This window comes from Mesorhizobium sp. ES1-3 (assembly GCF_020164795.1).
Lineage (GTDB): Bacteria > Pseudomonadota > Alphaproteobacteria > Rhizobiales > Rhizobiaceae > Mesorhizobium.
The window spans coordinates 29,134-42,257 of sequence record NZ_JAIUGW010000010.1 but is presented as its reverse complement, the minus strand read 5'-3'; the positions used below and the strand labels follow the sequence as shown (position 1 = coordinate 42,257).

Sequence of the window (13,124 nt, the reverse complement as noted above, 5' to 3'; positions counted from 1 at the left end):
ACGCGGCAGCGTGGTCAAACCCCGCCACCGCGCCGAAACAAAAAGACAACTCAAGCAGTTAACAGGCAAATGTATGGCAAGAGCGTCGTGGAAACGACGCTTCTGCCGTTATTTGCGCGCCAGCAATGCCTTGACCAGTTGCTCGTCGACCGCGCCGGTCGCCGGCAGCTTGTTGGCGGTCTGGAAAGCGATGATCGCGTTCTTGGTCTTGTCGCCCATCACGCCGTCGGCGCCGCCGGCGTCATAGCCGTTCTTGTTGAGGATGAGCTGGATGTTCTTGACCGCCTTCTTCATGTCGATGCCGGCGGTCGTCTGCGGCGTGCCTTCCTGCCAGGATTCGGGAATGTCCACCGAATTGGCCGCCGCGTTGAGCGGCTTGGCCTTCCACAATTCAGTCGCGGCGCGCGCCCGCTCGAGCTGCTCGGGCCGCAGCGCATTGGCGATCTCGTCGCGCTTGGCCGCGGCGTCCTTGTCGCCGGTCTTGGCGACGAGTGCGAACCATTTGTAGGATTCTTCCAGGTTCTGCTTCATGCCGACGCCCTTGGCGGCGAGGATGCCGAGATTGAACTGGCTGTCCTTGACGCCGAGGTCGGCGGCCTCCTGGAACCAGTGCGCGGCCGATTCATTGTCGGTCACGCCGTCAGCGGCCATCGCGAACAGCACCGCCAGATTGTGCATGGCGCTGGCGTTGCCCTGAGCGGCGGCGAGCTGGTACCAGGTCTTCGACTTCTTGATGTCGCGCGCGACGCCGATGCCCTTCTCGTAGAAATTGCCGATGCGGTATTCGGCTGGTGCGAAGCCGAGTTCCGCCGACCTCTCGTACCATTTGGCGGCAGCCGGCATGTCTTCCTTGACACCGCGCGACTCGGCGTAGCGCGAGCCCACCTCGAACAGTGCCTTGGCGTCGCCACCAGCGGCGGCGTCACGCAAGGCGGCAGGGCCGGCATCGGCCGGGATGTCGAACTTGGTCGCGGCCGTCGCCGCCGCCTTGTCCATGGGCGCAACGGCGCCAGTCGTGTCGTTGGCCGTTGCCGCTGTTGGCGCAGCAGGGGCCGGATCCGTCACGGTGGGAGCAGCGGTCATCGGAGCAACAGGCGCGGCCGATGCCATAGAGTCGGGAGCGGTTGTGCTCGGGCCGGAAGTCATGGTCGACGCGACCGGTGCCGGAGCGGGCGCGGCGGGCGCCGTATCCGGCGTCGCATCCGTATCAGACGGCATGGCCATGACGGTCTGCGCCGCCATGTCGTCCTTGCTTGCCGGCGCGGATTGTTCGGCCTGCCTGACGGCACGGGCCGGCGCGCTGTCCGTCGCCGCCGGCTGGATTTCGGTTTTCGGCTGGCTTGCGGTACCGACGGATGCCGTCTTTACCGGCTGCGAGGCGACGATCGGGGCCCCGTCGTTATTTGCCACCTGGGCGGGATCCGAAAGAAAGGCCTTGCCGAGCTGCAGGCCGGCAAGCGCCAGCATGATCGCTGCCGCCGCCATCAGGATCGGCTTGCGCCGCGCCTTGAGGAGGTCGCCTATCCTGAGGGCCTTGACCGGGCCTTTCATCGTCGACTGGCGCTTGAGGGCGTCGGCCTCGGCCGCGGCCGCCTGCGCCGCGCGCCGGGCAGCGGCGATGAAATCCGATTTCGCTGCGTCGCTCTCCCCGAGCTTTGCCGGCTGTCCCCGCTCGTCGCGCACGCGCTTCATGATGGCGTTGAGGTCGGGCGCGCCAGAGCCGGGTTCCAGCGGGCGGTTGGCGACTTTCGGGTCGAGCGGCTCGTCGAGATCGGCACTCGGGAAATCAACGCTCGGCGCCGAGCCGGCCAGCGGCGGAACGTCCGCCGCCTTCTTGCCCTTGAAGGCGCGCGCCAGCCCGCCGAACATCGACTTGCGGCCTGCCGGCTGGTCCTCTCCGGCGACGATGTCGGAACCGAGTGCGGCCATCGCGGCGGCGGCGGCGGCTTCCGCGGGCGAGCGCGCGCCCGGCCGGGCAGACAAGCCCGATTCGACGTGCAGCGCCGGCTCGCCTGATGCCGGGTCGGCGCGCAATATGGCCATGGCACGCGCGTCGAGATCGGCCATGCCGGTCAGCGGCTGCGGCTCGTCCATGGCCATCGACGGTGCGTTCACGGCCATCTTGTGCCGCCGCACGCCACGCCAGCCGCTCGGTTCGGTCGGAGCCGCGTCGAGGAGTTCGCTTATCGCTTCGGACGGTTCGCTGGTTTCCAGCGAACCCAGCCTGTCGACGATCTTGAGCAGTGTATCGTGAATGGCCTCGAAGGTGCGCGAATTGCGCTCGTCGGAACGCCGCGTCAATGTCTCCAGCGTCTTCAGGTCCTGGGCAAGGCCAGATACCGCGGCCGTATTGGTGCTCGTTCCGGCCAGCGAGCGCACCGCGTTCTCAGCCGCTTCGCGTGCGGCGCCGAGGATGGAATCGCGGGTCCCGGCCAGTGCTTTCTCGATTTCGTCGAGGCGCGGGCTGATGTCCTCGAAGTCCGGCAATGGCGTACTGGGCTTGGAAAGATGCGCCGACAGGCCGGCGACCTGCGCCTCCAGGCTGCGGATCAGCGCCGGATCGATGCCGGCGACTTGGGCCGCCGAAGCGTCCAGCCGGCTTGAAATATCCTCGAGCCGGCTTTCCAGCCCGCGGATCGCCGCCTCGCCGGCGGGATCGGGAGCGCGCGTTTCCATACGCTTGGCCAGTGCGGTGAAGCGGGCATCGATGGCGTCCATGATGCCGGCGCTGTCGACCTGCGCCATGCTGCGCTGGTCCAGCCGGTCGGCAACCTCGTCCAGCCGGCGCTCGAGATCGCGAAACAGCATGTTGCCCTGTTCGATGGCGTCGCCCTGCCGACGCTCCATCATGCCCGACAGCACGTCGAAGCGCTGTTCCAGCCCGTGGAAGATGTAGTCGGCGTCGGGCACGGCCGGCGCCTGATCGATCTTGTCGGCGATCAGCGCGATCTGCTTGGCGAGCCGTTCCATCGCCTGCTCGGGCAGGTTGGCGCGGCCGGCAAGGTCATCGACCCGGCTCGACAGCGTGTTCAGCCGGTCGATCACGACATTGCCGGGACGGTCCTGCGCCACTTCCTCGATCTGCTGGGCGAGCGAGTCGATCCGCTTCTCGATGCGCTCGAAGGCTTCATGGTCGATTGAATTCGCCTGCGCGGCGACTGTCGAGGCTACGATGGCGCGGGAAATCTCGTCCAGCCGCTCGTCGATCATGGCCAGCGTGCCGCCGCCGCGATTGTCCTGCTGGTTGGCGAAATGGTCGACCGCCCCAGCCAGAGTGCGGACCTTTTCCTCCAGCGAACGCAGCGACAGCGATTCCGGCAGGTTGTTGACGGCGTTGCTGATCTGCTCCAGCCGGTCGGTCAGGGCCGCAAGGGCGGGATCGTCGGAGCGCTTGCGCTGATCGGCGTCGACGCGGTCCTCGAAAGCCGTCCATCGACGATCGAAATCGTCCCAGCGGCGGTCGACCTTCTGCACGCTCTCCTCGCGCGCCAACGTATCGAGCGCGGCCTTGACCTGCTCGAGTTCCAGTCGCAGCAGATTGACGCTCCGGTCGTCACTCTTCTCCGACAACGATTTGATGGCGCCGGAAAGCCGCTCGAATTCCACGCCGAGTTCGGCGCTGCCCTTGCCTGTCGCGCCGGGCTTGGCGTTCGACTGGAAGGCGCGGTCGATATCCTTGCGCAGCGCGTCGAATTCGCGCTGCAGGCCCGAGGTCACCTGGTGGCGCAGTTCCTCGCGCATGCCGCGCAGTTCGCCCGCGATCTTGCCGACCATGGCGACGCTGTCTTCCTGGCCGCGCACGCGGTCGATGTCGCGCGCGATCGCCTGATAATTCTGGTCGAAGGCAGGGGAGGGTGCAGGGTTGTGCGCACGCGGTGCCGGCTGCGGATCCTCATACCAGCGCTGCTGGGGCATCGGCTGCGCGGCGGGATAACGCGGTTCGGCGGCGGGGTAACGCGGGTCGGCGCCATATTGGCGAGGAGCGGGGCGTGCCGTCGCGTCCTCGCGCGTCTGCCCCAGGCGCTGTTCCAGGGTCTCCAGCGAGCGGTTCAACTGCTCGAGCGTGGTCTGCGGCTTGCGCTGCCTGCCGGCATTGAGTGTATCGAGGTAGGACCGCTTGCTGTTCATCGGTGCGTCCGTCTTTCAGATTGGCCGGCTTGCGACCAGCTCCCCAAGTCCCTGCCGGAACGAGGCGACCGCGCTTCCATGCCACGGTGGAAGACTAGCTTCCCGGGTTTCACCCGCGCTCCGAAAAACCGTGAAAAATTCGATACAGGATAACCACGGGTAGCCGACATGCGCACATTTCGCCCAACGTGGTAAACAACGCGTTAACCAAGCTTAAGAAATTGCGAGGAAGTTGGCTGTCGCGACGTCCGGTGCGGCATAAAGCACCGTTTTCAGAACGCCCTTGCGTCATGAGGCGGCTATCGGTATAGAATTGACGTAAACGTAAATGGCGCGTCAACCGTGCTGTTTTGCGATTTGTTTGTCGAAACCACGGCCGGAAGCACGCCCCCGCTTCCAGTCAGGCGACGCCTGGTCCAGGACCGCGACGCCACCAAACGGGGAAGCCAGTGACCATGAAACTTATCTCGGCCGGCGAGACCGCGGCCAATACCAATAATGCATCTGTCGAAGCCGGCGAGGATCTCTCGCGAATCGGCGAAATGGCCAAAAAGTACGGCGTGACGCTGCGCACGCTGCGCTTCTATGAAGACAAGGGCCTGCTCAACCCGCAGCGCGACGGTTCGACCCGTCTCTATACGCGCCGCGACAAGGCCAGGCTGAAGCTGATCCTGCTCGGCCGCAAGGTTGGGTTCTCGCTGCGCGACGTCAAGCAGATGATGGACCTCTACGATCCGACCGGTTCCAACACCAAGCAGTTGCGGCTGGCGCTGGACAAGTCGGAGAAGCAGCTCGCTCGCCTGCAGAAGCAGCGGACACTGATCGACGACGCCATCAATGAGCTCAGCGGCTCGATGTCTGCGGTGCGCAAGATGTTGGCCGAGCGTACGGCGCCGCAGGCTAGCGTCGCGAGCTAAGCCACTCTCCGACACTGTCGGATCCCTTCACCGTCAAAGCCGCGTGGCCATGCCGCGCGGCTTTTTGCTATCTTTGGCCTGCTGTTTCCAGCTGCCTCGCGCAATGCCGCAACGCCAGGCGCCGCGCGCGTGGCGGCGGAAATCTTGTCGCATCAAAAATATTGACGTTTACGCAAACGTCAATATTTGCTATTGCGGCTTCGACATTGGCCCGCTTGCCGCGCACGGCTTGATTTCGGGGCCTAATCCGCATGGTGGAGGAAAAGCATGCCGATCTACAGGGCCCCGGTCCAGGACACGCTGTTCGTGCTCAACGAAGTTCTGGGCTATCAGCGCTATTCGAACCTTCCCGGATTCGCCGACGCGACGCCCGACGTGCTGGAGGCAATTCTCGCCGAAGGTGCCAAGCTCGCCGAGAACGTCATGCATCCGCTCAACCGTGTCGGCGACATGGAAGGCTGCGTGCGCCACGACGACGGCTCGGTGACCACGCCCAAGGGCTTCAAGGAAGCGTTCGACCAGTATCGCGAAGGCGGCTGGATGGGCCTTGCGGCTCCCGTCGAGTTCGGCGGCCAGGGCCTGCCTTACACCGTCCACCAGGCAGTGTCGGAATACATGGTGTCGGCCAATATGGCGCTGATGATGTATCCGGGCCTGACGCAAGGGGCGATTGCCGCCATCATCACCCACGGCACCGACGAGCAGAAGGCGACCTGGCTGCCCAGGATGGTCGAGGGCAGCTGGACCGGCACCATGAACCTGACCGAGCCGCATTGCGGCACCGATCTCGGCTTGCTGCGCACCAAGGCGGTGCCGAACGGCGATGGCACCTACAAGATTTCAGGCCAGAAGATTTTCATCTCGGCCGGTGAGCATGACATGTCGGACAACATCGTTCATCTGGTGCTGGCCCGTATCGAAGGCGCACCGGAAGGCGTCAAGGGCATCTCGCTGTTCATCGTGCCGAAGCTCAAGCTCGACGCGTCGGGCAATCCAGAGACGAGCAACACCGTTTCCTGCGGTTCCATCGAGGAGAAGATGGGCATCCACGGCAACTCGACCTGCGTCATGAATTATGACGAGGCCGAAGGCACGCTGCTGGGTGAGGCCAATGGCGGCCTGAAGGCCATGTTCACGATGATGAACGAGGCGCGGCTTGGCGTCGGCCTGCAGGGCCTGTCGCTGTCGGAGATCGCCTACCAGAACGCCGTCGCCTACGCCAAGGACCGCTTGCAGGGCCGTTCGCTGTCGGGTCCGAAGGCACCGGATAAGAAGGCCGATCCGATCATCGTCCATCCCGACATCCGCCGCTCGCTGATGACCATGAAGGCTTTCAACGAGGCCGGCCGCGCGCTGGCGCTGTGGACGGCGATCAAGTCCGACATCGCGCACCGCTCCGCCGACGATAAGGACCGCCAGGCGGCCGACGATTACACCGGCCTGATGACGCCGGTGGTCAAGGGTGTGCTCACCGACAAGGGCTTCGACCACGCCGTGATGGCGCAGCAGGTCTTCGGCGGCCACGGCTACATCGAAGAGCACGGCATGAGCCAGTTCGTGCGCGATGCCCGCATCGCCATGATCTATGAAGGCGCCAACGGCATCCAGGCGCTCGACCTCGTCGGCCGCAAGCTCGGCTTGAACGGCGGCCGCGCCATACAGGCCTTCTTCAAGGAGGTAGGCGAATTCTGCGAGGAGAACCGGGCCGACGAGAAGATGGTGCCCTTCACCAAGGGTCTGAAGAAGGGCCTCAACGATTTGCAGGCGGCGACCATGTGGCTGCTGCAGAACGGCATGGCCAAGCCCGACAATGCGGGTGCGGCCTCGACCGACTATATGCATCTCTTCGGCCTCGTGGCGCTGGGTTACATGTGGGCCCAGATGGCCAAGGCGGCACAGGGCAAGGCGGGTGCCAACGGCTCCCAGCCTTTCTATGACAACAAGGTCGTGACGGCGCGCTTCTTCATGGAACGGATCATGCCGGAAACCTCGGCGCACCTCGCCCGTATTTCGAGTGGCGCCGATACGCTGATGGCCCTGCCGGCGGAAGCATTCTAAACTCGGTCTCGCTGGCCTTTCTGTCTGTCGATACGCGGAGGAAATCGTGGCGACAAATCCCGCCGAAGTGCTCTCCTTGCCGAAACCAGCCTGGGCGGCCGACGAGGTCGGCATGCTCTACGACATGGCTACCCGTTTCATGTCGGAGGAGATCGCGCCGCGTTACGACGAGTTCGAGAAGAACGAGATGGTCGACCGCGAAAGCTGGCTGAAGGCAGGTTCCGCCGGCCTGCTCTGCGCGTCCATGCCGGAGGAATATGGCGGCTCGGGCGGCACGTTCGCGCATGAGAGCGCCATCATCGAGGCGATCGGCCATGTCGGCGTCGACGGTTTCGGCATCGGCCTGCACAATTCGATCGTAGCACCCTACATCCTCCATTACGGCTCGGAAGAGCAGAAGAAGAAATGGCTGCCCAGGCTAGCCACCGGCGAACTGATTGGCGCCATCGCCATGACGGAGCCCGGCGCCGGTTCCGACCTGCAGGGTGTCAAGACCCGTGCAGAGAAGGACGGCAACCAGTACAAGATCAACGGCTCCAAGACCTTCATCACCAACGGCCAGCTCGCCAACTTCATCATCATCGTCACCAAGACCGATCCGGAGAAGGGCGCCAAGGGGACCTCGCTGATGATCGTCGAGACCGATGAGGTCGAAGGCTTCCAGCGCGGCCGCAACCTCGACAAGATCGGGCTGAAGGCCAACGACACGTCGGAACTGTTCTTCAACGACATGCGTGTGCCGACATCCAACCTGCTCGGCCATGAAGAGGGACAAGGCTTCGTCCAGCTCATGCAGCAATTGCCGCAGGAGCGGCTTCAGATCGGCACCGGGGCGATCGCCATGATCGAGCGGGCGCTGGCGCTGACGATCGATTACGTCAAGGAGCGCAAGGCCTTCGGCAAGGCGATCATCGACTTCCAGAACACCCAGTTCAAACTGGCTGAATTGAAGACCGAGGCCACCATCGGCCGGGTCTTCTACAATGACTGCGTCACCCGCCACATCGATGGCGGGCTGGATCCGGTAACGGCCTCAATGGCCAAGTACTGGCTCTCCGACCTGCAGGGCAAAGTCGTCGACGAATGCCTTCAATTGCATGGCGGCTATGGCTACATGAATGAATATCCGATCGCCCGCATGTTCCGCGACGCTCGCGTCCAGCGCATCTATGGCGGCACCAACGAGATCATGAAATTGCTGATCGGACGCTCGCTCTGAGCAGCTTTTCAGCGAACCCAAGGAGCATGAAAATGGCCGAAGCTTATGTCTATGACGCCGTGCGCACGCCGCGCGGCAAGGGCAAGAAGGACGGATCGCTGCACGAGGTGCCGGCGGTGCGGCTCGCCGCCAGGACGCTCGAGGCACTGCGCGACCGCAACGGGCTGGACACCGGCAACGTCGACGACATCATCTTCGGCTGCGTCGATCCTGTCGGCGAGGCGGGTTCCGTCATTCCGCGTTCCGCCGCCTTCGAGGCCGGCTACGACACCAAGGCACCCGGCATGCAGATCTCGCGCTTCTGCGCCTCCGGCTTGGACGCCATCAATTTCGGCGCCGCCAAGATCGCCCAGGGCGCCGATGAAATCGTCATCGCCGGCGGCGTCGAATCGATGTCGCGCGTCGGCATGGGCATGTCCGGCGGCGCCTGGTTCATGGATCCTTCGGTCGGCCTTCCCGGCTGGTTCGTACCGCAAGGCATTTCGGCCGACCTGATCGCCACCAAATACGGTTTCTCGCGCGACGACGTCGACGCCTACGCGGTCGAGAGCCAGAAGCGCGCCGCAAAATCCTGGGCAGATGGCCGCTTCAAGAACTCGGTCATCCCGATCAAGGACCAGAATGGTCTCACCATTCTCGACCATGACGAGCATATGCGGCCGTCGACCGACATGCAGTCGCTCGCCTCGCTCAATCCGTCCTTTGTCATGCCCGGTGAAATGGGCGGCTTCGACGCGGTGGCGGTGCAGAAGCATCCCGAGGTCGAGGAGGTCAACCACGTCCACCACGCCGGCAACTCATCCGGCATCGTCGATGGCGCGGCGGCCGTGCTGCTCGGCTCGAAGAAGGCCGGCAAGGCAATGGGTCTCAAGCCGCGCGCGCGTATCCGCACCTTCGCCAACATCGGCTCCGAGCCCGTGCTGATGCTGACCGGCCCGGTCGACGTCACCGAGAAATTGTTGAAGCGCGCCAAGATGAAGCTGTCGGACATCGACCTGTTCGAGCTCAACGAGGCCTTCGCCTCGGTCGTGCTGCGCTACATGCAGGCTTTCGAGATCCCGCACGACAAGATCAACGTCAATGGCGGCGCCATCGCCATGGGCCATCCGCTCGGGGCCACCGGCGCGATGATCTTCGGCACGGTGCTGGACGAACTCGAGCGCCGCGACTTGAACACCGCGCTGGTGACACTGTGCATCGGCGCCGGCATGGGTACCGCAACCATCATCGAACGCGTCTGACGGGGAGAGAACGATGAGCTACGCCAATTTCACCCTCGACATCGACGCCGACGGCATCGCGCTGGTCACCTGGAACAGCCCTGACCGCTCGATGAACGTCTTCACCGAAGAGGTGATGCGCGAGTTGAACGCCATCGTGGACAAGGTGGCCGGCGATGCCGCCATCAAGGGCGCGGTGATCACCTCCGGCAAGGACACCTTCTCCGGTGGCGCCGACATCACCTTGCTGCAGAAGATGCTGACCACCTTCGCCACTGACAAGGTCAAGGATGTCGAAAAGGCGACCAAGGCGCTGTTCGACAATGCCGGCATCATGAACGGCCTGTTCCGCAAGCTGGAAACCTGCGGCAAACCATGGGTCTCGGCGATCAACGGCACCTGCATGGGCGGCGCCTTCGAAATGTCGCTCGCCTGCCATGGCCGCGTCGCGGCCGACTCCGACAAGGTCAGGATGGCGCTCCCCGAGGTCAAGATCGGCATCTTCCCCGGTGCCGGCGGCACCCAGCGCGTGCCGCGGCTGACCGACCAGCAACAGGCGTTGCAGATGCTGACCTCCGGCCAGACCCTGTCGCCGCAGAAGGCGAAGGCGATGGGCCTGATCCACGAGATCGCCGAACCGGCGAAGCTGGTTGAGACTGCGAAGGCGATGATCAGGAACGGCCTCAAGCCGGTGGCGCCTTGGGACGAGAAGGGTTTCAAGCTGCCCGGCGGGCCGATCTATTCGGCGGCAGGTGCCAATTTGTGGCCGCCGGCCATCGCCATTCTGCGCCGCGAGACCTACGGCAATTACCCGGCCGCCGTCGCGATCCTGAAATGCGTCTATGAGGGCCTGCTGGTGCCCTTCGACACCGCGCTCAGGATCGAGCAGCGCTATTTCACCGAGATCATGCGGAGCAAGGAAGCGGCGGCTATGATCCGCTCGCTATTCGTGTCGCTGCAGGAGCTGAACAAGGGCGCGCGCCGCCCGGCCGGCGTGCCGGACACCAAGTTCAAGAAGATCGGCATCCTCGGCGCCGGCTTCATGGGCGCGGGCATTGCCTATGTCACCGCCAAGGCCGGCATTCCGGTGGTTCTGCTCGACCGGGATATGGAAGCGGCCGCAAAGGGCAAGGCGCATTCCGAGAGCCTGGTCTCGGATCAGGTCAAGAAGGGCCGCGCCAAGCCCGAGGAGAAGGACAAGCTCCTCTCGCTGATCACGCCGACGGCAGACTATGCCGACCTCGCCGGCTGCGATCTCGTCGTCGAAGCGGTGTTCGAGGATTCCGCCGTCAAGAAGAACGCCACCGAACAGGCGGAAGCCGTGCTGAAGTCGTCGGCGATCTTCGCCTCGAACACCTCGACCATCCCGATCACCGGTCTGGCCAAGAATTCGGCGCGGCCGAAGAATTTCATCGGCATCCACTTCTTCTCGCCGGTCGACAAGATGATGCTGGTCGAGATCATCTTGGGCAAGAAGACCGGCGACAAGGCGCTGGCCACCGCGATCGACTTCGTGCGCGCCATCAAGAAGACGCCGATCGTCGTCAACGACACGCGCGGCTTCTACGTCAACCGCTGCGTGCTGCGTTACATGTCGGAAGCCTACAAGATGCTGATCGAAGGTGTGCCCGCTCCAATGATCGAGAATGCGGCGAAGGCCGCCGGCATGCCGGTCGGTCCCTTGGCTCTGACCGACGAGACGGCCATCGACCTTGCCCAGAAGATCATGAAGCAGACTATCAAGGATCTCGGCCACAAGGCCGTCGACCCCAGACAGATGGCGCTGATCAACATCATGGTCGACGACCACGGCCGCTTCGGCCGCAAGAATGGCAAGGGTTTTTACGACTATCCGGCCAAGCCCGCGAAGAAGAAGCTGTGGCCGGGGTTGAAGGACCTCTACCCGCAGCTCGCGGCCGAGAAGGTCGACTATGAGGAGCTGCAGCAGCGCCTGCTGGTCACCATCGCGCTCGAAGCAGCACGCGTGATGGAAGAGGGTATCGTCACCGATCCACGCGAGGCCGATGTCGGCTCGATCCTGGCCTTCGGCTTCGCGCCCTACACCGGTGGCGCGCTGTCCTACATCGACGGGATCGGCGCCAAGCAATTCGTCAAGATCGCCAAGGGCCTGCAGAAGAAGTATGGCGCCGAGTTCAAGGCGCCCAAGCTGCTTATCGACATGGCCGAGAAAGGTGAGACCTTCTACGAACGCTTCGATCCCTATGCCAAGGGCGACGTGAAGCAGGCAGCCTGACACAGCGTCATGTATGTCTGGGCGCGCATGGCGCGCATGCTGGCCACGGCGCGCAGCCGTGGTCCCTATATGATGGGCGGCGAAGGCCGGCTGGCCTTTCGCTGCCTACCGACCGACATCGATTTCAACGTCCATCTCAACAATGCGCGCTACATGATGCTGGCCGACCTTGGCCGCATAGACCTGTTTGTCCGCGCTGGTCTCATCACGCTGGCTAGGAAGAATGGCTGGGCGCCGATGATGGGCGGGCTGCAGGCCGTCTACGCCCGCGAGATCCGTCTGTGGCGGCGCTTCGAAGTGGTGTCCTCGATCGAGACCTGGGAAGGTACCCAGGTCATCGGCAAACACCGTTTCGTCCTCGACAATGGCGAGACGGCCGCCGAGATCATGACGACGGCCGGTGTGTACGACCGCAAGGCGCGCCGCTTCCTCGACATTGACCAGGTAGTCGCCGCACTTGGCCGTGCGGTGAACCCGCGGCCACCGACCGAGGCGGAACGCATTTTCATGACCTCGCATCGGGGTTTGCGCGCCTTGGCCAAGGGAACAGGCTGATCCCGGAAATTGTAATCTCTTCGGCCTTCACGGTGCATGGCGTGGGCCCGCGCCTGGTAGACAAACCGGTATGCAGGGACTAGAAGGAACAGGCATTTTTTCCTGTCTCGAAGGAGCGCGCAAAATGCTCTCGCACGACCGCGTGTGGGCCGCCATAGACGCTCTGGCCGAGCGCTATTCCCTCTCGGCCTCGGGTTTGGCGAGGCGCGCCGGTCTCGATTCGACCGCCTTCAACAAATCCAAGCGCCTGTCGTCGGATGGCCGCCCGCGCTGGCCCTCGACCGAATCGCTGGCCAAGATCATCGAGGCGACGGGCGCTTCGCTGGACGAATTCACCGGCCTGATCGAAGGTCGCGGTGAGGTCGTCGTCGCGACATCCCGCCGGCGCGCCGTGCCGTTGCTCGGCTTTGCCCAGGCAGGCGCCGGCGGCTTCTTCGACGATGCCGGTTTTCCGGCCGGGCAGGGCTGGGATCTCGTCGAATTGCCGGCGCAATCGACCGAAAGTTCCTATGCGCTGCAGGTGCAAGGAGATTCCATGCTGCCGCTCTACCGCAACGGCGATGTGCTCATCGTCGAGCCGGGCGCCGCCACCCGCAAAGGGGATCGCGTCGTCGTCAAGACCACATCCGGCGAGGTGATGGCCAAGGTGCTCGAGCGCCAGACCGTCAAGTCGATCGCGCTGGTCTCGCTCAATCCGGAGCATCCGGACCGCGACATCCCCATGCGCGAGGTCGAATGGGTGGCGCGGATCGTCTGGGCAAGCCAATAGGTGC

The 13,124-nt window shown here is 64.1% G+C and carries 8 protein-coding genes; 7 read left to right on the top strand and 1 reads right to left on the bottom strand.

Features of this window, described 5'->3' with window-relative positions; translation table 11 throughout:
* Positions 1–108 precede the first annotated feature (108 nt).
* Entirely contained in the window at positions 109–4,128 is a 4,020-nt protein-coding gene (locus LB536_RS15650; RefSeq protein ID WP_224594022.1) for a peptidoglycan-binding protein, read from the bottom strand.
* Positions 4,129–4,583: 455 nt separating this feature from the next.
* On the opposite strand from LB536_RS15650, the gene LB536_RS15645 reads away from it, so the two are divergent.
* From LB536_RS15645 to LB536_RS15615, 7 genes are all read left to right on the top strand, one after another.
* Positions 4,584–5,045, top strand: a complete 462-nt coding sequence (locus LB536_RS15645) for a MerR family transcriptional regulator (RefSeq protein ID WP_140757838.1) — start codon at positions 4,584–4,586, stop codon at positions 5,043–5,045.
* 267 nt (positions 5,046–5,312) lie between these two features.
* Entirely contained in the window at positions 5,313–7,103 is a 1,791-nt protein-coding gene (locus LB536_RS15640) for an acyl-CoA dehydrogenase (protein ID WP_224594019.1), read from the top strand.
* Positions 7,104–7,149: 46 nt separating this feature from the next.
* On the top strand, positions 7,150–8,322 hold the full coding sequence (locus LB536_RS15635) for an acyl-CoA dehydrogenase family protein (protein WP_224594017.1): 1,173 nt from the start codon (positions 7,150–7,152) through the stop codon (positions 8,320–8,322).
* Between the two features lie 32 nt (positions 8,323–8,354).
* Entirely contained in the window at positions 8,355–9,563 is a 1,209-nt protein-coding gene (locus tag LB536_RS15630) for an acetyl-CoA C-acetyltransferase (RefSeq protein WP_224594015.1), read from the top strand.
* Positions 9,564–9,576: 13 nt separating this feature from the next.
* The gene (locus LB536_RS15625) at positions 9,577–11,796 is read left to right on the top strand and encodes a 3-hydroxyacyl-CoA dehydrogenase NAD-binding domain-containing protein (RefSeq protein ID WP_224594012.1); all 2,220 of its coding nucleotides are present in this window, start codon (positions 9,577–9,579) and stop codon (positions 11,794–11,796) included.
* Positions 11,797–11,805: 9 nt separating this feature from the next.
* On the top strand, positions 11,806–12,351 hold the full coding sequence (locus LB536_RS15620; protein WP_224594009.1) for a thioesterase family protein: 546 nt from the start codon (positions 11,806–11,808) through the stop codon (positions 12,349–12,351).
* 124 nt (positions 12,352–12,475) lie between these two features.
* Entirely contained in the window at positions 12,476–13,120 is a 645-nt protein-coding gene (locus tag LB536_RS15615) for a helix-turn-helix transcriptional regulator (protein ID WP_140811336.1), read from the top strand.
* Positions 13,121–13,124 lie beyond the last annotated feature (4 nt).